Below are 19,620 nucleotides of genomic sequence, written 5' to 3'. Positions count from 1 at the left end.
TCTCCTAATCGTTCAGCTGAAAATGCCTTCATAAATGAGCTGGCAGCCGATCAAAATTAATACGATCCGCATGATCATGACGATCGTTTTCGTCTGCATTTTTCGGTTGATGGCGGCTCCAAGTCTTCCGCCGAACCAAGCGCCGGGCACAAGCGCGAGGGCGTACAGCCAATTCACATGCCCAGACATAATATGTGATACAGATCCTGTCATAGAAGACAGGAAAATAATGAACATGGACGTTGCCACCGCAACCTTTGGCGGGAACAGGAATAACAACATCATGGCCGGAACCATCAGCGAGCCGCCGCCTATTCCAAAGAGCCCGCCTAAAAAGCCGACAACAAAGGCGATGGCAATCCCGACAGACGCCTGATACGAGTAAGTATAGGGCTCTCCGGCATCATCCTGAAAAGTCCGTATTATTCCTCTGTGCTCTTTGTTTACCGGCCGTGCCTTCGCTTTCAGCATTAAGGATAATGAAATAAGAATCATAAATATGCCAAACCAAATGGAAAACGAGCTGGAATTAAAAAGCTTTGATACATAGGCCCCGATTATGCTGCCGGGACCTGAACCGATAAAGAAAATGAGCCCGCTTTTATAATCAACCGTTTTATATTTAATATAAGCCAAAGTTGAGGAAAGACCCGTAAAAATAATGACCAAAAGCGAAGTACCGATGGCGACCTGCGGCGTCACATCCTGAAAATACGGGGTCACCGCGCTTAAAAACATCATGGCCGGAACGATGACAATCCCGCCGCCGAGTCCAATCAAACTTCCTACCGTACCCGCAATAAATCCCAGTACGGCCAAAATCACAAACGACATCAATCAAAACCTCTTTTCTAAAATAAACCGAGCTGTCTCGGAGAAAGTCCGGAGTACTCGATATCAAGCAGTTCAAGCATTTGCTTGCCGTTATCCGCGGCGTCTCCGCCGGAATTGTTGTTGAAGAGAACAAATACATCTTTACATTGCTGCTGCAATGCGTTCAGATGCTTTTTCCAGTCTTCCAGCTCCTGTTTGTTATAGCGGTATAAATATCTGACCTCACGCCAGTTCTTCCCGCCATCGGGCTTCATCCAGCCCTGCTTGTTGCGTCCGTGAAACCTGACGAGCGTTTTGTTTTCATCGGTCGCCCGCAAAACAGTCGGAACGCTTCCCTCGCCGATTTGCGGTTCGTCACAGACACTGTGAATCCAGCCTTCCGCTTTCATAAAGGAAAGCGTCTGCTCATAAAATGGCGGTGAAAACCAGGAGCGGTTTCTGAACTCAAGCGCGCAAGGAATATCACCCATTTGATTTTTGCACCATCTTAAATAAGCGACATTTTCTTTCTTGCAGTCAAACCACGGCGGAAATTGAAACAGCACCATGGCGAGCTTATTGCTATGTAAATATGGCGTTAAGGACAGCTTAAAAGCATCAAACATCTCCTCTTTCGAGTCAAACAAAATGTCGCCGCGCTGATGCCCCGTCATGCCCTGGTACGCTTTAATGATAAATTGGAAGGTTTCCGGTGTTTCCTTCACCCACTTTTCATTGTTGCGCGCCGGCTGAATCGCGTAAAAGCTCGCGTCTACTTCCACGATCGGAAAATGGGAGGAATAGGCCTGCAATTTTTTCTGGCTGGGCGTTTTCGGCGGATAAATGCTGTCATGATCCCCCCATCCCGTCAGTCCGATATAAATCACAATCATTCACCTCTCTTCCAGTTTATCACACGCGTTTTCAGGTTTCCTCGGAAATGCTGTTCATATTGCGGAAAAACGCTGAGCGCAGATGCTGATATTGTTCCTCATTGGTATCCAAAAACGTCTCCTCTCTTGAGGAAGGGATATTTTGGTACACAATAGGCTCCTGAAACTGTTCACTCGTAAAGTCATACACAGCCCCATTTATGCTGTTATAAAAGTGCCAGCTCTCACCGACCTTTGTTTTGAAAATATCGCCCCCGAATTGCTCCTGTACCACCAATGCCGTCACGCCGCATTGGCCGCATGCCGGGCATTCTTTCGTCCATTTAGAACTCGTATGCAGCGACCATGATTGGTTTAGTATGTGTTTGACGTGTTCCATCATCGCAGCCCCCTTTTTAAAAAGATACCACGATGCTTGATTTTTAAAAACCAAAGTCACTGACATAAAAAAAACCCGCAGATTTCAATCTGCCGGGTTTACGAAGGAACGACCAGCGCTCCCTCAATTCCGCTGTCTGCTTTCTCCCCATCACTGTACACGCACCGTCCTCTGCTGTAGGTGGATGAGATGCGGCAGGGGAAGGTATGTCCTTCATAAATGCTCTGCTTATGCTTTGCAAACATCGTCTCTGTTGTGACTGTGTACGGCTCCATGCTGACGAGAACGACATCCGCGTCCCGTCCCTCTTCAAGCCGCCCTTTTTGCTGAAGGCCGAATCGCTTCGCGGGTGCCCCCGCTGTCCATTCAGCAATGGTTTCAAATGGAATGTCCCGCTCAAGGGCCAGTTCAAGCATGGCCAATAAAGTAAACTGCCCGCCGCTGATTCCGCCCCATGACAAAAACATATTATCCTCCCGCTTCAGAGAAGGACGGCAAGGGGAGTGGTCCGAGGACACCATGTCAATATCCCCTGCGATCAGCGTATCAATTAACGCCTCTTTTGATGGCTGCGATCTGAGCGGAGGGGCGCATTTTGCGACAGAGCCCCTTTCGCGTAAATCGTCATGGCTGAACAAGACATAGTGAGGACATGTTTCCACCGTGACATCTAATCCCTCCTGCTTGGCCTCCCGTATCAAGCGGACCGCTTTTGCCGTACTGATGTGGACAAAATGAATCGGACAGCCAGTTACTTTCGCGTACTGGATCGTGCGATACACCGCTTCAGCTTCAGCTTCCTCCGGGCGGGAGGCCGCATACGCACCTGCATTCACTTTCCCTTTATTCGCCCATTCCATCTGCAAAAAGCTTGTGATCGCATCGCTTTCTGCGTGAAGAGCAAGGATTTTTCCTGCGGCCGCGATTTCTTTCATGCCTTTAAGCAAGGTCCGTTCATCAACAGAGCGAAACTCCTCTGTGCCTGATTTTGATAAAAATGCTTTAAATCCTATCGCACCCGCTTCAGCCATTGGATGTATGTCATCAATATGACCGGGCACAAGGCCGCCCCATAACGCAAAATCCACCGCCGATTTTCGCCTGCCGATTTCAGCTTTTGCGAGAAGGTTTTCAGCCGTCACCGTGGATGGAATGCAGTTCAGCGGCATATCAAAATAAGTGGTGCAGCCGCCTGCAGCCATCATCCGTGAGCCCGTTTCAAACCCTTCCCAATCCTCTCTGCCGGGTTCGTTGAAATGAACATGACAATCGACCGCACCCGGAAAAACATATTGACCGCCAGCCTCCACAACCGGTGCCCCCTCTGCTTCAATTGCAGAACCAATCTTGGCAATGATCCCGTTTTTCATTGCAATATCAGCTTCTTTAACACCATCCGGCGTGACTGCCTTCGCTCCTTTTATCACCAAATCGTAAGCCATACTGATCCCTCCCCTGTATGATGATGAATTTTTATGTCAGTTTATGTAACACATTCAGTCTATTTTCAACATTTTACTGTTACTATGATCGTATTACATCAGCAAAACAGCTAGAATTAATAATGAAATTTATTCATCTTAACCAATGATTATTTTTTGCAAGAAAAGGAGAATGAGCTATGAATATTTTTGATGTGATGAAAATACCGGCTTACGAAAATGCAGTTTTCATTGCGGGAAAAGCGGGGGGAGAAAGAGAGGTTCAGCATGTCAACATGATGGATGCTCCTGATATCGCGGATTTTTTGCATAAAGACGAGCTGCTCGTCACCACCGCATATCACCTGAAGGACAATCCTCACCAGCTATCAGAGCTGATTCAGCAAATGGCAAAACGCGGCTGTGCCGGTCTCGGCATTAAAACAAAACGCTACCTGGAGGATATCCCGAAAGAAATCATCAACCTGGCCGAATCACACGCATTTCCGATTATCGAGCTCCCTGAGCATATACGCCTCGGAGACATTGTCAATGCCACGCTGAGCCATATTCTTGACATGCGTTCAAACGAGCTTCAGCAAGCCATTTACGCACATAAAAAGTTCACAAACCACATTATGAGCGGCAAGGGGCTGCAATCTCTGCTCAAAAAGGTATCAGACCTCCTTCATCTTCCCGTGCTGCTCCTTGACCAGCATGCCAAAATGCTTTCTGCCTCTCATCAGATGTCAGTTGAAACCGAAAAGCTCAAGAGCACGCTGCACACCGTGTCCGGACCGTTTTTCACTTGTTTCTCTTCGATCTCGAATCAGAAAACATATTCTGTCCTTCCTATCTATAATCACGAAAAAAGCTGCGGCTACCTGCTGATACCGGAAATGATCCAAGCCGCTGATAAAGGATTGATTCTCACCATTGAACAGGCTGCAAACGTGATTTCCTTTGAGCTGCTGAAGGAAAACGCGCTGAAGCAATACAGCCGGCGGGCGCGGAATGAATTTTTCAGTAATTTTATCGAGCGGTCGTTCTCTTCAGACGACGAAATCAAAAACCGGGCAAAAGAATTTAAGCTCAGCTGGGATCAAAAATATATGTGCATCGCCGGAAAGCTCGACCGGAATGACAGGTCGATCAGCTTTACTGAAAATCAGCTGGCCTCTGACAGTGTATTTGAATTTCTCGAAGGCGAATTGTCTGCCTTCCCATTTCCGCCTCACCTCTTTATTAAAGGAAATGTCGGCATTCTGCTGATCGAAGCGACAGACAGCTGGAGTGAAATGCACGCCTCGGTGATCAGCTTTTTAGAACAGTTTCAGGCACAGGTTAAAAACCAATTTAAACGGACATTGTCCTTTGGCATCAGCAACATTTGCCAAAAGCTGATCGATGTTCCGGACGCTTTCACAGAAGCGTCTGACGCTCTCCAATCAGGACATTTATCAAGAAGCACGGAGTTTATCCAAGTGTACCACGCGAAAGATGTACCTGAGCTTCTCCGCCTGCTCCCGGTTGAGGATTTGAAGAAATTTTACAATTCCACTCTTCAAAGCCTGGCTGAAAAGCAGCAGGAGGATCAAAGCCTGCTTCACACACTGTCTGTCTATCTAGAGACACACTGCCAGATTTCCGAGACGGCAAAACGCTTGTACGTGCATCGCAATACGGTCATCTACCGCCTCGAAAAATGTGAAGAATTACTGGGCAAAAGCTTAAAAGATCCCGAAACGACCATGCGGTTGCGGCTTGCCTTGCGGATGCAGCGGCTGATCAGCTAGCATTTGTCACATTATGTTACAAAAGAAATGGCTTTTCGTTACTTTCAGCAATAACGCTCCTGTTTTTCAGCTACTGTACCCAATGACATCTGGCAAACGGCACGCTATCATGTTACTAAAGTTCACATGTAAAAGGAGGAGCTATAGTGAAACAAAAACCGTTTGCGGTGTTCACTCTTGGCCTGCAGCATGTGCTGGCCATGTACGCAGGTGCGATTTTGGTGCCTCTGCTTGTCGGCAGAGCGCTGAATGTAACGTCGGAACAGCTGTCTTACCTATTGGCGATTGACCTGTTAACATGCGGAGCCGCGACGCTTTTGCAGACCTGGCGAGGAGCGTACATCGGCATCGGCCTTCCCGTCATGCTCGGCAGCTCGTTTGTGGCCGTCACCCCGATGATTGCAATTGGTGCAAACTACGGCATTTCAGCGATTTACGGTTCAATCATTGCAGCCGGTGTCTTGATCTTCTTGTGTGCCCGTTTCTTCGGCAAGCTGACCGTGTTATTCCCTCCTGTCGTAACAGGAACTGTTGTGACCTTGATTGGTCTTTCTCTTGTTCCGACAGGTGTGAAAAATATGGCTGGCGGAGAAAAAGTAAACGGCAACGCCAATCCCGAATACGGTTCGCTCGAAAACCTTCTTCTTTCTGTCGGCGTCCTTATCCTGATCTTAGTCCTCAACCGCTTTCTCAAAGGGTTTGCCCGAACGCTTTCCGTTCTGATCGGGATTGCTGCGGGCACTGCGGCGGCTGCCGTCATGGGCAAGGTCAGCTTTTCATCTGTATCTGAAGCCCCATTCTTTCAAATCCCGAAGCCGTTTTACTTCGGCGCTCCATCTTTTGAAATCGGTCCAATCATCACGATGCTGCTCGTCGGAATTGTCATTATTGTTGAATCAACCGGCGTTTTTTACGCCATCGGAAAGATATGCGGCCGGCCTCTAACCGAAAAAGACCTGGTCAAAGGCTATCGGGCAGAGGGAATCGCCATTATGATAGGCGGGCTGTTCAACGCCTTTCCCTATAATACATTTGCACAAAACGCCGGATTATTGCAGCTGACAAAGGTGAAAACGAGAAATGTCGTCGTCACCGCGGGCTGTATCCTTCTTTTCTTTGGGCTGATTCCTAAGTTTGCCGCTCTTGCTTCCTCCGTTCCCGCGGCTGTACTCGGCGGCGCAACCGTTGTCATGTTCGGCATGGTTATTGCTTCCGGAGTAAAAATGCTCAGTACAGTGGATCTGAAAAACCAATATCATCTGCTGACCATCGCCTGCTCAATCGCACTCGGTATCGGCGCCAGCACAGTACCGGCGATTTTCACAGAGTTTCCCGCTCCGATCCGCATTCTGGTCAGTGACGGCATGATCACAGGAAGCCTGACTGCAATCTTTTTAAACCTATTCTTCAGTTTGCGCGCCAAAAAGGAAAAAATCGTTCAGAAGGAAGAACTGCCCATATTAGAAAACAAACTTGTTTTAGAAAAAGAGGTGTAAATAGAGATGAAGGAACAGCAAAATTCCTTTCAGCTTTTGATGCTTGGGCTTCAGCATATGCTGGCGATGTATGCGGGAGCCATTCTCGTCCCTCTGATCGTCGGAGCTGCGATCGGGCTGAATGCGGGCCAGCTGACATATTTAATTGCCATTGATTTGTTTATGTGCGGGGCGGCCACTCTTTTACAGCTCTGGAGAAACCGCTATTTCGGCATCGGCCTTCCCGTTGTCCTCGGCTGTACGTTTACTGCAGTCGGCCCGATGATTTCCATTGGCAGCATATTCGGTGTCTCAGCGATTTACGGTGCGATTATCGCAGCCGGGCTGATTGTCGTTTTAGCCGCGGGCTTCTTTGGAAAGCTTGTCCGTTTTTTCCCGCCGGTCGTAACCGGGTCAGTCGTTATGATTATCGGCATCAGCCTGATTCCGACGGCGATGAATAACCTGACCGGCGGTGAAGGCAGCAAAGACTTCGGCTCACTAGGCAACGTGCTGCTTGGTTTTGCCGTTACAGCCTTTATTTTAGTGCTGTTTTATTTCTTTAAAGGGTTCATCCGCTCCATTGCAATTTTACTCGGCCTTGCAGCTGGAACGGCAGCCGCTTTCTCTATGGGAAAAGTCGATTTTTCTGAGGTCGCGGAGGCGTCCTGGGTTCATGTTCCTTCTATATTTTATTTCGGCACGCCAACCTTTGAGCTGCCTGCCATTCTCACCATGCTATTGGTTGCGATTGTCAGCCTTGTTGAATCAACGGGTGTTTACTTTGCTCTTTCCGATATGACAAACCGGAAACTAACAGAGAAAGATCTTGAGAAAGGCTACCGTGCGGAAGGGCTTGCAATTGTGCTGGGCGGCTTGTTTAACGCGTTTCCGTATACGGCTTTCTCGCAAAACGTCGGCATCGTTCAGCTTTCAAAAGTCAAAAGCATCCATGTCATTGCCACCACTGGATTTATGCTGATGGCAATCGGGCTGATGCCAAAAGCCGCGGCATTGACGACCGTGATCCCGAATGCAGTTCTCGGCGGCGCGATGATCGTTATGTTTGGCATGGTCATTTCTTACGGTATTAAAATGCTTTCCGGCGTCGATTTTGAATCACAGGGCAATCTGCTGATCATTGCTTCTTCTGTCAGCTTAGGGCTTGGCGCCACCACGGTGCCCGCCTTGTTTTCCTCTCTCCCGGGAGCAGCTTCCGTGTTGACCGGAAGCGGCATTGTCATTGGCAGCTTAACCGCGATTGCATTGAACACTTTTTTTCAATGCAAACAGCCCCATGGCGCAGAAATCAATACGTAAAGGGGAGATGGCTCATGTTCACAATTGACGACCTGAATCAAATGGATAGACAAACACTGACTGACACACTCGGATCTATTTTTGAGCACTCTGCTTGGATTGCGGAGGAAGCAGCGGCACTGCGCCCCTTCTCCTCTCTTTCTGATTTGCATCAAAAAATGTCCCGCTTTGTAAAAGCTGCCGACCGCAAGACACAGCTTGAGCTCATCTGCAAACACCCTCGTCTCGGCACCAAGAAAACAATGAGCGCTTCCTCAGTAAAAGAGCAGCAAAACGCAGGGCTCAGTAAGCTTGAACAGCAGGAATACGAGGAGTTTCTCAAACTAAATGAAGACTACTCTCAAAACTTCGGTTTTCCTTTTATTTTAGCGGTAAAGGAAAAAACGAAACAGGAGATCCGCGAAGCTCTGCTGACAAGACTGAAGAACAAACCGGAAACAGAATTCCAGCAGGCTCTTGAGGAAATATACCGCATCGCCCGCTTTCGTTTAGAGGACATCATAACAGAAAAAGGAGAGATTCAAATGAAAAGAACCATGTCTTACGGCAAAGGAAATGTGTTTGCATACCGAACGTTTTTAAAACCGCTCACAGGCATAAAGAAAATCCCTGAGTCTTCTTTTACAGGGAGAACCAATACAGTTGTTGGCATTGATGTGACATGCGAAATTGGCGGAGATGCCTTTTTGCCGTCATTTACAGACGGAGATAATACGCTTATCGTGGCTACGGATTCGATGAAAAACTTTATTCAGCGCCACCTCGCTTCCTATGAGGGAACAACCACCGAGGGCTTCTTGCATTATGTGGCTCACAGATTTTTAGACACCTATTCTCATATGGATACGATCACTCTGACAGGTGAAGACATTCCGTTTGAAGCGATGCCTGCATACGAGGATGAAGAGCTCGGTATAAGCCAGCTTGTCTTCAGAAGATCGCGCAATGAACGCGCCCGGTCGGTGCTCAAAGCAGAACGAACTGGGGATACGATAACGATGAAGGAGCAATACAGCGAAATCACGGATCTCCAGCTTGTCAAAGTGAGCGGAAACTCCTTCGTCGGCTTTATCAGAGACGAATATACGACTCTTCCTGAAGATGGCAATCGTCCGCTCTTTGTCTATTTAAACATCAGCTGGCGTTATGAACATGAGGAGGATGCATACGCCGCCGATCCAGCCCGTTACGTGGCGGCTGAACAAATCCGTGACTTAGCGAGCACTGTATTTCACGAGCTCGAAACTCCTTCCATTCAAAACTTAATCTATCATATCGGATGCCGAATATTAATGAGGTTCCCTCAGCTCACGAATGTCAGCTTCCAATCTCAAAATCACACATGGGATACAGTCGTCGAAGAGATTCCGGGCACAAAAGGAAAAGTCTACACAGAACCGCGCCCGCCATTCGGTTTCCAGCGTTTCACCGTGACGAGAGAAGACGCCGAGAAAGAAAAACAGAATGCCGGGGAAGTATTAGGGAGCCTGAATGCCTGATGGGGAAGCTGACAACACATATCTTGGATTTAACCTGCGGCAAACCCGCGGTAAACGTAAAAATCGAATTGAAGCGGCTGTGCGAAGACAAAAGTCTTATCCTTATCAAAGGGGCTTTTACGAATAAAGACGGCCGAGTCGATGCTCCGCTCCTTTCGGGAGAAGAGCTGAAGTCGGGGGAGTATGTAATGGAGTTCCATGCAGGGGAATACTTTGCGGAAAACACGGCTGAGCCGTTTTTAACGATTGTAACAGTTCGTTTCCATCTTTCTGATCCGGAAGCTGATTATCATATCCCCCTTTTGCTGTCGCCGTTTGGTTATCAGGTGTATAGAGGGAGTTAAGAAGAAGGAAGCCCGCTGGTGAGGCGGGCTCCGCATATGTTTAGGGGTTTACTGGATCACTGCATAAATAAAAGACCTTCTCTATTGTCTTTAACTTCTTGCTTCCGCCGCTCTCTCCCCACAAACGAAAAGCTTCGTATCTGCGTGGATCCCGTGGTCTTGGCATTACATCTCACCGCCCCGGACCTCGTATTTGAGTTTGTTATTAATTTTTCGTTCTCTATTTCTACTTAGACTAAAAAATCATTTAAAATTTACTAAACTAGCGTCACTATCAAGTTATCTCCATCAGCATATCATGTACTATCCTCTTTTAAGGGAGGTGAAGTTATGAGGTCATTCCCTTTGATCGTGGTGCTATTCATCCTATTAATCATCGTTGGTACTTCTTTCTTCGGTGGCTATTAAGAACTCACCTTACCCCATATCCGTCAGACGCCATAAGAAACCTTTATGGCGTTTGTTTTGCTATAGCGACAAGGTTTTGAGCAGGGAAATATAACACTTGCTACAGATCCTTATCTTTCTGAAGCTCTATGAGCTTTGTTAAATCTTCTACAGCATTCACCTAAATATGGCCACTTTGAAAATCCTTGCCTCACTGGGCGATACCTGCTTGAATGATTTTCCGATATTTCTCTTTTGATTGACTGATGTTCTCTGACAACTCGGCACTATGGCAGGAGAAGGAGATTTTCTTTTTCATCATAGAAAGGGAACTTATGTCTCTTTTTTCTATTACCATACTCTCTGTCCCCATTACAATATGAGATGAGAGCGTGATGTTTTCCCACAACGCGGCCGTTCCCCAAAAAGAATTATTTGATTTTTTCAATCGATTTAACAGGTACTTCCGGTGGATTGAGTATTAAGTCAATCCGTTGAACAGTGACAAAGACGACAGAAAAAATCAAGGAACAAAGAAAGGCTAGTAAAAGTATTTTCCACCAATTGAAGTTATTCATCATCTCTCCCTCTTTTCTAGATTGATAATATTATCTATTTCCAGTTTTAAACACAACTGGGTAAAAAGCACAAGGGGCAAAGGGAACATTTTGTTAAAATCCTTGAAGTGTATAGGTCAAAAAGATAAACACTACAATTATTGTTACGACAACAACTGCTTCTTTAAAATCATTTTTGTCTTCTTTTTAATTTCTTCATCTATACTTTTGTTGAACTTCTTTCTTCTTATCATTCGTATTCATGATTAACCCCCTCTGAATCCATTTTTATTTAGATTCATTATTCCATCCCCTCTTTTAATTCATTGCAATTTTAACGCCGCAACAATTAAGTACAACAGTGTAAAAAACCTTTGCTATTATCCGAGCTAAGGCTCACTCACTTTGTAGATCTTTGACGTCTCAGGAAAAAACAGCCCTTAGATTATTCCAAGGACTGTTGCAATGGCATTGATAGCATGCTTCTTTAACATATAAAATTGATCCGATATTATGCCAAGCTCCATATAGATAGCAGTATTCGTTCTATGCTTAGCTTTCAGCTCATTATATCCGGTGCTTTGCTGTAGCTGCGGGAAAAGTCCAATGACTCCCTTTTCCCGCAGCTCAACTCTTTTCTAATCCTGCAAGCCGACCGCATAATCCCTCCATAACCGGTACACCGGCACAAATTGCCCGCCAGTCCTTCTTCAATATCTTCGTCTGTAGGTTGCGGGGTTTCCTGAAACAGAGCTTTAAGTGCAATCGTCATCCCGGGTGTGCAATATCCGCATTGGAAGCCTCCTTCCTCCAGGAAAGCGGTTTGGCAGATATCCAGTTCTTCTTTTTGAAGCCCCTCAATGGTTGTGATCGAATGGCCGGCCGCTTGATAGGCCATGGTCATACACGCATTGGCGAGCGTGCCGTCTAGCAGGACAGAACATGCTCCGCAACGGCCGATTCCGCAGGAAATCTTTGTTCCGGTCAGCTGGAATTCCGTCCGCAGAAGGTCACTCAAGCGCGCTGTAGGAACCGCATCAACCTCCTGCTCTATTCCATTCACGGTCATTCGGAACCGCTGCTTTCTTTCAGAGAAATATCCTGCTTCTTTTACGTCCATTGTTTTATCCCCTTTCTGTCTATCGCATCAAGCAGCTCTTCACGCGAAATCGGCAGCTTGTTCACCCAGCAGCCGACTGCATCATGTACGGCCTTTACAATCGCCGGGGTGATGGCGATCGTCCCTATTTCTCCGACACCGCGCGGGCCATATGGGTCACCATCCATCAGCTCTTCTATCGCGGTCAGTTTCATTGCCGGAACATCTTTGATTCCCGGAATGACATACTGATCCAAATTCTCCGCTGCGTAACGGCCGTCCGTCATTTTTGCTTCCTCCATCAGCGTATAGCCGAGCGCCATAGCAGCGCCGCCTTCGATTTGCCCCAAATAACCCTGCGGACTGACAACCGGACCTGCCGCAATGGCGTGCTCACAATCTATCACTCTGACATCGCCTGTTAATAGATCAACCTCCACCTCCACAGCAGCCGCTCCAAATGAGTAGAGAAAATGGCCGCCGACCACAGGATCAGGCGTTGTCGGAAAATCGAATGCTGTTTCCTCTATCAAAGGGCCTTTTTCAGCCAGCTCTCTATACGTCACCACAAGTTCCTTTGTGTATAGATCACGTAAGCCCGCGGAGCCGAGCGTAAGGTTTTCCGCTGAACAACCGCTCCATTCTGCGGCCCGTTTTTTCAGCTGAGCTAGAAACGGTTTCTTCAAACGCTGGATCGCGTGCCACACCATGCTCGTGCCGCGGGATGCTGTGGAGGAGCCTGACTTTGGCACTTTTGCGGTATCTCCGATGATAATGGAAATATCCTCAGCCGCGCAGCCCAGCTCTTCGGTGACAATATGTTCAATCGCGGCGAGTATGCCTTGGCCGCACTCTTCAAATCCAAATAAAGCCGTGATGTTGCCATCACTTGAAAGGGAAAGACGCCCTCCTGCGGCATCCATCCGGCCATAGCCAAGCCCGCCGCCATGCATGGTGATCGCAGCTCCAACACCCCTTCGTGTATACCGAGACGTCTGATGTTTTCTTTTGAGAATAGGAGATGCAGAAATGGCGTTCAATACCTGCGCCGCTCCATCAGTGGGCGCAATCCGATGCTCAAGCGGCCCCGGGTCATGCGGTTTTCTGATATTTTTTCTTCGCAGCTCCAGCGGGTCGATGCCAAGCATGCTGCTGAGGCGATCAAGATGGGTTTCAAGCGCAAATGTGATTTGATTGCCGCCAAAGCCTCGGAATTCTCCCGCCACCCCATTGTTCGTAAACACAGAGATCCCTTCAGTGCGGATATTAGGGATTCGGTACGGACCCGCGGCATGCTCAGCAGAAAAGTCCAGGACTGCCGGTCCCAGCGTGGCGTAAGCGCCTGTATCGGCAATGATTTTCACATCATGAGCCAGAAGCTTTCCTGTTTGATCAGCCCCTGTTTTGATCGTGATTTTCATCGGGTGGCGTTTGATTCCTGAGCGTACAGATTCCTGCCTCGTCTGATGAATTTTGACCGGGTATCCGCTTTTACGGGCCAAAAGCGCGGCATACGGCTGAATATTCAGCTCATCCTTTCCGCCAAATGAGCCGCCCATCGGACTCGACACAACCCGAATCTTCTCTTCAGGAATACCAAAAATGCGGGCAAGCTGAAAACGGTCCTTGTAGCCGTGCTGAGTGCCAGCGTACATTGTAAAACCCCCGTCACGTTCCGGAACAGCTACGCCCCCTTCCGTTTCCATATACGTATGCATCTGCCGCGGCAGTTCGTAGGTTTCTTCAAGAATCGTGTGACACGATTGGAACCCCGCTTCCACATCGCCGTGCGAGAAAAACGCGCGATGAAGGATGTTCCCGTCCGGGTGCAGCATATGCGCATCTGGTTCGAGCGCTTTTTCCGGAGAATCAATGACCGTCAGCTTCCTGTACACCACGTGAATCAGCTCCAGCGCGGCTTCAGCAATGTCTTCCGTTTTTGCTGCGACGGCCGCCACTGCATCTCCGACATAACGTACTCTATCCTCGCATAGAACCGGCTGGTCAGGAATGACGATCCCAAAACGGTTTAAACCTGGAACGTCCTTATGGGTGACGACCGCTCGCACACCTTCCAGTTCTTCAGCCTTTTTGGTGCAAATCGACACGATTTCCGCATGAGGATAAGCGCTTCTGAGGATTTTGCCATACAGCATCCCCGGAAAAGTGAGATCAGTCATATACTTCAATTCACCCGTGACCTTTCCCCTTCCATCCGGCCTTATTCTTGACGGTTTGCTTATGCCCATTTATTCACCTCCCTCAATCAAAAGCTCGGACATGATGACGTTGGCAGCCGCCTTTTTTCTGTATGCCGCTGACACGAAAGCATCGGCTGAAAACGGCAGCTCCTTGATAAGTGTTTCGTACAGTTCATGTGCCTCCCATTCAGGCTCCATCCATTTCCCTTCGCTCTCTATTAATCTTTTCGGCCTGATATCGGCATGGCCCGCTGCGAGGCGAATGTCACCGTCTTTCAGTAAACGTCCTGCCGTCACAGCAACCGCTCCGGTAAATGCCTGCCTCCTTCCCAGCTTGCGGAAAAACACACGATCTCCCTCTGGACGCGGGATGATCACACGGGTCACGATTCCATGTGGATACGCTTCACTGGAGATCCATTCAGCAAGCGGCAGCCTGACAAGCTCCTTCTGATAAACGATGAGCTCCGCATCAAGCACGAGCAGGAGCGGAATCAAATCCCCTATTTTACTCGCTATGTTACCGCCAATTGTGGCCCGGCTTCGGATCCCCGGCGCTGCAACAGCAGAAACTGCATCACATAAGCAAGCCAGCTCCCGCTTGATGAGGCTGTTTTTTCTGCATTCATTCAGCGTGGTAAGCGCCCCGATCGACACGTGGGTGTCATCAGCGGTAATGCCTTTCATTTCTTCGATGGCTTCAAGGCTGATGAGATGCGTTTTTGGAAGAATTCCTTTGTCCCATTGGAGCTGGAGCAGCGTGCTGCCCGATGCTGCACACACATCTGGCGCAAACTGCTCCAATAGAGAAAATGCCTCATCAAGCGCTGCCGGCCTCCATAATTGAATGTTCATCCGCGCCTGCGTCACTTGTACGTTCATGAATTCGCCTCCTAACAGTGTCATATTCCTCCGGCGTATCAATATCTTCCAGTTCCTCGCACTCTTTCACTACCACTACTGTTCCGATGCCAAGCTGTCCGTTTTTGAGTAGCCTGCGGGCACCCTCATCTCCCTTTAACTCCTTTACATATGGAAAACAGGCGGATGAGAAATAAATAGGCGGACTGAGCGTACGCAAAGACGCTGACACGGCAAACAATTCGTGAGCCCTTGATATCAGGGCATTTACATGGTCGACGGAAAGCTGCGGCTGGTCACCCAACAGAATGACGACTCCGTCTGCCCCCATGCTTTCCGCTTTTCTCACCCCGCTGCTGACAGAATGCCCTTGGCCCTTTTCCGCTTCTTTACAGACATGCAGGCTCCAGCGATCCAGAAAAGGCGGTGAATAATATTGCTCCCCGATCCACTCAAGTGAAGCATGTTCTGTTCTCTCGACAATCAGCACATGGTCAAGACGGGATAATAGAGCTGCTTTTAATGAAGCCGATCCAATCGTTTCTCCTTTTAGCGGCAATGCCAGCTTGTTTGTGCCCATTCTCTCGCTTTTTCCGGCCGCAAGAAATACACCAATAATGCTCATATAACCGCCAGCCGTTTTCGTGTTTGAAGGATTTCCGCAATGATGCTGACGGCAATTTCCTCTGGGCCTTCCGCGCCGATTTTCAACCCGACCGGACTGTAAAAATGAGCGGGCGGCTGTTTTCCATTCAGCAGCCGTTTCGTGCGGTTTTCAGAGCCTAGAAGCCCGATATAATGAAGGTCTCGTGATAATAAGGATTCAACGATGACTTGATCGTGCTGAAAATGGTGAGTCGCCACAACAGCGAAATCCTGAGGCGAAAATTCAAATTCACTCAGCATCTGCTCCGGAAAGACAGTGATCAGCTGATCTGCTTTTGGAAAATGAGAGGCTGTGCAATACGCGGGCCGCCAATCTGTCACAATGACAGAAAATCCGGTCTCAACCGCCAAATTGGCGAGCGGTCTCATATCTGGGCCCGCCCCAAACAGAATGAGACGCGGCTTCGGCTCAATACGCTGAATAAAAATGTTTGATGATCGATCAAAATGCGGCAAATGAAACGTTGAAGCAGTGCGTTGAATGTCTTGAAGCGGCGCATCCGGCCAGTGCCCAAAATGCCCGGTCTCTGACAAAAACAGATAACGCCCTGACGGTGAGGATTCAATCTGTGTAACAGCTGTTACGGCTTTTCCTGCATAAAGGCAGTCTCTTACTCTTTCATAGTGCCGCTTTTTTTCCTGAGAGATTCGTTCCGCATAGATATGAATAACGCCATTGCAGCCGACTCCCATGCCCCATGAAAGATCGTCTTCAACCCGCATGTCATAGGATATAAGCGCTGTAGGCAGCTGATCGCCGAGCTCACCGATTCTTTGGGATAAATCCTCTTCCAGACACCCGCCGCTGAGCAAGCCAATTCTTTCTCCATTTTTCTTAAAGAGCATGGTGGCGCCCGCTTTTCGATATGCGGAGCCTTCAACTTGAACAATGGTCGCCAGCACAGCCTCATCCTGATCTTCCAGAAGCGCATCTAAAATCATGTGAAAATACTCCAATGCCGCATCCTCCTCTCAAAAAATGCCGTAAGAAATAAAACGTCATTTAATAGGGCCGTGTATAAAGAATAGATGAAAAAAGAAAAAATGACTCATGCCCCGTCAGAAAATGCAACACAGATAAAACGGATTTGTAAAAAGAGTCAAACAGAGAAAATCAGATTGGAGAAAGAGCGAAAAAAAAGCGTGCGGAATTCCGCACGCTTTTTCTTTAAATCGCCGTCTGGCTTTTAGCATCTTCATATACATCAAGCGCGGCCTGAAGTGCTTTTCCCGCTTCAATCACAGCGCCGTGTCTGAGAAGCACAGCTTCTAATCCGGCAAGCACAAACAGTACGTTTTCCCGCCTGCAGCTGTAGCCCATCGTACCAATTCTCCAAATCTTCCCGGCTAAAGGGCCGAATGAGCTGGCGATTTCGATTCCGAACTGTGCCAAAAGCATATGGCGGACTGACTCTCCATCTACGCCGTCCGGGATTTGCACACAGGTGACAACAGGCATTTTGCAGCTCTCATCCCCAAACAGTTTCAGCCCCATCGCTTTAATCCCGGCTATTAACGCGGCCTCATGGTGCTGATGCCGCTCGAAACGTGCTTTAAGGCCTTCATCAAGCACCAGTCTCACGCCCTCACGCAAGGCATAAAGCATCGTTGTCGCTTCTGTATGATGATTGAGCCGCCGTTCGCTCCAATAATCCTCGAGCTGGCTCAAATCAAAATAATTGCTTGTGATCGGGCGATTTCCGGAAAGGTGCGCCTTGTCTGCCTGGGTCGCAATTCCGCGTTCCACCTTTTTGCGCGCCGCAATAATATCTGCCACCCGTTCATTATATGTAATCGGTGCCATCCCAGACGGAACAGACAGACACTTTTGCGTACCGCCGATAGCTGCGTCAATGTTCCATTCATCCACTTTCACCTCGCAGCCCCCAATTGTCGCTACCGCATCGACAATAAACAGTACATCCCGAGCACGGCACGCTTCTCCAATCGCTTTCAGCGGATGGATTCGGCCAGTTGATGTTTCCCCGTGCACCATCGCCACAATTTTCGGCTTCACCTTTTTCATTTCCCGTATAATTTCATCAGGGTCAAATACCGTTCCCCACTCACACTCAATCGTATGAACATTCGCCCCGTACCGCTCAGCGATTTCAGTCAACAAAAAGCCGAAGCGTCCGTATATCGGAATTAGCACGTCATCTCCCGGTTCAATGACACTCGCTAACACCGCTTCGATTCCCGCCCGTGATGTGCCGTCAATCGGATACGCCCAGCGGTTTTTCGTTTGAAACAATTCTCGGAGCATCTCCATCGTTTCATTCATGATATCGGTAAACGCCGGGTCAAATTGGCCGACAACCGGCGTGCTCATCACTCTTAATACACGCGGATCGACCTCTACAGGTCCCGGTGTCATAATCGTTCTTAGCGGTGTACATAATTCTTTTCTGCCTGACACAGCCATTCCTCCTTCATCAGTAAGCCAGTTTATATAATAAATGAGTCAATGTGCGGACGCCGATCTCAAGCTGACGTGCAGAAGTAAATTCCTCCGGGGAATGGCTGATGCCGCCTCTGCTCGGCACAAACAGCATACAAGCGGGACAGCTCCTTCCGATCATTTGCGCATCATGCCCTGCCCCGCTCACCATTTCTTCACAGCTGATACCGTTTTCTGCCGCTGTCTCAAGAGCCTTGGCAGAAAGCGTTTCGTCCATCGGCACAGGCTCTATTCGCATATATTCATCAATCATGGCGTGAATCCCTTTTTCGTCACAAATACCGTTGATAACAGCTGTCATTTCTTCATGAAAATGCTCCAGCACACGCTGATGCTGATGTCGAATATCGATTGAAAACTGCACCCGTCCAGGTATGACATTAGCCACATTGGGCTCCACCGTCATTTTTCCGCATGTCAGGCGAAGCTCATCCGGCTGTTCTTCAGCACGAAGCAGCAGTTCATGAATCATTCGGCTGCTGGCTGCGAGCGGGTCCTTGCGCCATTTCATGGAGGTGGTCCCTGCGTGGTTGCATTCTCCCTCAAGCGTAATCAAATATCTTCTCTGCCCGACTATACTTGTCACCACACCGAGATCTCGTCCTGACATTTCAAGCGTCTGTCCTTGTTCAATGTGAATTTCTATAAAAGCGTTGATATCTGTCCTGTGCGCTGAGGGATACACGCCTCTGCCAAAACCGTTGTCATACATCGCCTCTTGTAATGAAACACCTGATCCGTCCCTCGGTACTTCCGCATGCTTCAATGACAAAGCACCCATCATATTCCCTGATCCCCAGTATGTCATCGGAAAACGGCTGCCCTCTTCCTCACATAAAGACACAGCCTCAAGCGTTTTTTTCGGCGCTCCGTATGTTTCTTTGAGCTGCTTTAAAGCAAGCATTGCCGCAAGCACGCCATATGAGCCGTCATACTTTCCCCCATTGATCACAGTATCGATATGTGAGCCGGCTAAAATCACATCATCCGGAGACTGGGTGCCCTGAAGCCTTCCAAAGACATTGCCGACATCGTCAAACCTGGCGTCAAGCCCAAATGCCGACATCTCCGCTTTCACGGCGAGCTGCGCGTCCATCCACTCTTTGGTGTACAAAAGTCTCGTTACCCCGCCATCAGCAGACACGCCGAATTGGGCAAGCCAATCAATGTAATCAGCAATGCCGCTTTTTACTGAAAGCCTCTGCTTTTCCATGTGCTTCCTCCTCTGGCCGTTATGGTGACTTCATTATAGAGGGAGGAAGACATGAGTTCATCAGCACATAAACCAAAAAAATGTTTGTTTTTTAGTCATCATAACCAGTCTGCCATTCCATTTTAGAAAAAGCAGCCAGTAAGGAAGAGAGTCAATAAGCAGCAATGAATTAAAAAAACAGCAACCGAAAAAAGGGGATGAACTAGCGAGATTCACGGGAAGAAAATATTTCAGT

The 19,620-nt window shown here is 48.4% G+C and carries 17 protein-coding genes and 1 pseudogene; 6 read left to right on the top strand and 12 right to left on the bottom strand.

The genetic code is table 11. From position 1 onward, the window contains the following. Window positions 1–12: 12 nt before the first annotated feature. The 4 genes from NST16_RS01930 to NST16_RS01915 form a co-directional block, all read right to left on the bottom strand. A complete protein-coding gene (locus NST16_RS01930; protein ID WP_340883702.1) occupies window positions 13–834 on the bottom strand; it encodes a sulfite exporter TauE/SafE family protein in 822 nt (273 codons plus the stop codon). A gap of 17 nt (window positions 835–851) precedes the next feature. Then, window positions 852–1,700 (bottom strand): DUF72 domain-containing protein, encoded by an 849-nt coding sequence (locus NST16_RS01925; RefSeq protein WP_340888253.1) that lies wholly within the window; start codon window positions 1,698–1,700, stop codon window positions 852–854. A gap of 37 nt (window positions 1,701–1,737) precedes the next feature. Beyond that, complete coding sequence (locus NST16_RS01920; RefSeq protein ID WP_326329702.1) at window positions 1,738–2,085, bottom strand: YunG family protein; 348 nt, start codon at window positions 2,083–2,085, stop codon at window positions 1,738–1,740. A gap of 98 nt (window positions 2,086–2,183) precedes the next feature. Then, a complete protein-coding gene (locus tag NST16_RS01915) occupies window positions 2,184–3,527 on the bottom strand; it encodes an allantoinase (RefSeq protein ID WP_340883701.1) in 1,344 nt (447 codons plus the stop codon). 179 nt (window positions 3,528–3,706) lie between these two features. Between NST16_RS01915 and NST16_RS01910 the strand changes: the two genes are divergently transcribed. The 5 genes from NST16_RS01910 (at window position 3,707) to uraH (ending at window position 9,940) form a co-directional block, all read left to right on the top strand. After that, a complete protein-coding gene (locus tag NST16_RS01910) occupies window positions 3,707–5,302 on the top strand; it encodes a PucR family transcriptional regulator (protein WP_340883699.1) in 1,596 nt (531 codons plus the stop codon). A gap of 200 nt (window positions 5,303–5,502) precedes the next feature. After that, window positions 5,503–6,798, top strand: a complete 1,296-nt coding sequence (locus NST16_RS01905) for a nucleobase:cation symporter-2 family protein (RefSeq protein WP_445684604.1) — start codon at window positions 5,503–5,505, stop codon at window positions 6,796–6,798. 6 nt (window positions 6,799–6,804) lie between these two features. Further along, the gene (locus NST16_RS01900; RefSeq protein WP_340883697.1) at window positions 6,805–8,097 is read left to right on the top strand and encodes a nucleobase:cation symporter-2 family protein; all 1,293 of its coding nucleotides are present in this window, start codon (window positions 6,805–6,807) and stop codon (window positions 8,095–8,097) included. A gap of 14 nt (window positions 8,098–8,111) precedes the next feature. Then, a complete protein-coding gene (pucL, locus tag NST16_RS01895; protein WP_340883696.1) occupies window positions 8,112–9,596 on the top strand; it encodes a factor-independent urate hydroxylase in 1,485 nt (494 codons plus the stop codon). Beyond that, entirely contained in the window at window positions 9,596–9,940 is a 345-nt protein-coding gene (uraH, locus tag NST16_RS01890) for a hydroxyisourate hydrolase (protein WP_339191463.1), read from the top strand. Before pucL ends, uraH begins: the two co-directional genes overlap by 1 nt. A gap of 49 nt (window positions 9,941–9,989) precedes the next feature. Here uraH and NST16_RS01885 read toward each other — a convergent pair. Then, window positions 9,990–10,106 (bottom strand): annotated as a pseudogene (locus NST16_RS01885) (phage terminase small subunit-related protein); the annotation flags it as partial. Window positions 10,107–10,270: 164 nt separating this feature from the next. Here NST16_RS01885 and NST16_RS01880 point away from each other — a divergent pair. After that, complete coding sequence (locus NST16_RS01880) at window positions 10,271–10,348, top strand: YjcZ family sporulation protein (protein ID WP_072175780.1); 78 nt, start codon at window positions 10,271–10,273, stop codon at window positions 10,346–10,348. A gap of 1,095 nt (window positions 10,349–11,443) precedes the next feature. Here NST16_RS01880 and pucE read toward each other — a convergent pair. The 7 genes from pucE to allC form a co-directional block, all read right to left on the bottom strand. Continuing rightward, a complete protein-coding gene (gene pucE, locus NST16_RS01870; protein ID WP_268448396.1) occupies window positions 11,444–12,004 on the bottom strand; it encodes a xanthine dehydrogenase subunit E in 561 nt (186 codons plus the stop codon). Next, entirely contained in the window at window positions 11,995–14,232 is a 2,238-nt protein-coding gene (gene pucD / locus NST16_RS01865) for a xanthine dehydrogenase subunit D (RefSeq protein ID WP_340883694.1), read from the bottom strand. The genes pucE and pucD overlap by 10 nt, the downstream gene beginning before the upstream one ends. Beyond that, window positions 14,233–15,066 (bottom strand): xanthine dehydrogenase subunit C, encoded by an 834-nt coding sequence (gene pucC / locus NST16_RS01860; protein ID WP_268448392.1) that lies wholly within the window; start codon window positions 15,064–15,066, stop codon window positions 14,233–14,235. It abuts the gene before it with no gap. Further along, window positions 15,005–15,670, bottom strand: a complete 666-nt coding sequence (pucB, locus tag NST16_RS01855; RefSeq protein WP_168748678.1) for a xanthine dehydrogenase accessory protein PucB — start codon at window positions 15,668–15,670, stop codon at window positions 15,005–15,007. The genes pucC and pucB overlap by 62 nt, the downstream gene beginning before the upstream one ends. Continuing rightward, on the bottom strand, window positions 15,667–16,653 hold the full coding sequence (locus tag NST16_RS01850) for an XdhC family protein (protein ID WP_412096222.1): 987 nt from the start codon (window positions 16,651–16,653) through the stop codon (window positions 15,667–15,669). The genes pucB and NST16_RS01850 overlap by 4 nt, the downstream gene beginning before the upstream one ends. A 226-nt stretch (window positions 16,654–16,879) precedes the next feature. Beyond that, complete coding sequence (locus NST16_RS01845; RefSeq protein ID WP_268448388.1) at window positions 16,880–18,130, bottom strand: pyridoxal-phosphate-dependent aminotransferase family protein; 1,251 nt, start codon at window positions 18,128–18,130, stop codon at window positions 16,880–16,882. A gap of 16 nt (window positions 18,131–18,146) precedes the next feature. Continuing rightward, window positions 18,147–19,385, bottom strand: coding sequence for an allantoate deiminase (gene allC / locus NST16_RS01840; protein WP_268448387.1), 1,239 nt, complete (start codon window positions 19,383–19,385; stop codon window positions 18,147–18,149). Window positions 19,386–19,620 lie beyond the last annotated feature (235 nt).

The sequence above is a fragment of the Bacillus sp. FSL K6-1005 genome (genome assembly GCF_038000225.1).
GTDB classification, from domain to species: Bacteria; Bacillota; Bacilli; order Bacillales; family Bacillaceae; genus Bacillus; species Bacillus mojavensis.
The sequence above is the reverse complement of the archived record's forward strand: the minus strand, read 5'-3'. Positions and strand labels throughout refer to the sequence as shown.

Excerpts from the sequence above, each read along its gene's own strand:
- NST16_RS01910 (WP_340883699.1), top strand. The coding sequence starts at position 3,707 with ATGAATATTTTTGATGTGATGAAAATACCGGCTTACGAAAATGCAGTT.
- NST16_RS01905 (WP_445684604.1), top strand. The coding sequence starts at position 5,503 with ATGTACGCAGGTGCGATTTTGGTGCCTCTGCTTGTCGGCAGAGCGCTG.
- pucC (WP_268448392.1), bottom strand. The coding sequence starts at position 15,066 with ATGAACGTACAAGTGACGCAGGCGCGGATGAACATTCAATTATGGAGG.
- NST16_RS01915 (WP_340883701.1), bottom strand. The coding sequence starts at position 3,527 with ATGGCTTACGATTTGGTGATAAAAGGAGCGAAGGCAGTCACGCCGGAT.
- pucD (WP_340883694.1), bottom strand. The coding sequence starts at position 14,232 with ATGGGCATAAGCAAACCGTCAAGAATAAGGCCGGATGGAAGGGGAAAG.
- NST16_RS01880 (WP_072175780.1), top strand. The coding sequence starts at position 10,271 with ATGAGGTCATTCCCTTTGATCGTGGTGCTATTCATCCTATTAATCATC.
- pucB (WP_168748678.1), bottom strand. The coding sequence starts at position 15,670 with ATGAGCATTATTGGTGTATTTCTTGCGGCCGGAAAAAGCGAGAGAATG.
- allC (WP_268448387.1), bottom strand. The coding sequence starts at position 19,385 with ATGGAAAAGCAGAGGCTTTCAGTAAAAAGCGGCATTGCTGATTACATT.
- NST16_RS01900 (WP_340883697.1), top strand. The coding sequence starts at position 6,805 with ATGAAGGAACAGCAAAATTCCTTTCAGCTTTTGATGCTTGGGCTTCAG.
- NST16_RS01930 (WP_340883702.1), bottom strand. The coding sequence starts at position 834 with ATGTCGTTTGTGATTTTGGCCGTACTGGGATTTATTGCGGGTACGGTA.
- NST16_RS01850 (WP_412096222.1), bottom strand. The coding sequence starts at position 16,653 with ATGATTTTAGATGCGCTTCTGGAAGATCAGGATGAGGCTGTGCTGGCG.
- pucE (WP_268448396.1), bottom strand. The coding sequence starts at position 12,004 with ATGGACGTAAAAGAAGCAGGATATTTCTCTGAAAGAAAGCAGCGGTTC.
- uraH (WP_339191463.1), top strand. The coding sequence starts at position 9,596 with ATGGGGAAGCTGACAACACATATCTTGGATTTAACCTGCGGCAAACCC.
- pucL (WP_340883696.1), top strand. The coding sequence starts at position 8,112 with ATGTTCACAATTGACGACCTGAATCAAATGGATAGACAAACACTGACT.
- NST16_RS01920 (WP_326329702.1), bottom strand. The coding sequence starts at position 2,085 with ATGGAACACGTCAAACACATACTAAACCAATCATGGTCGCTGCATACG.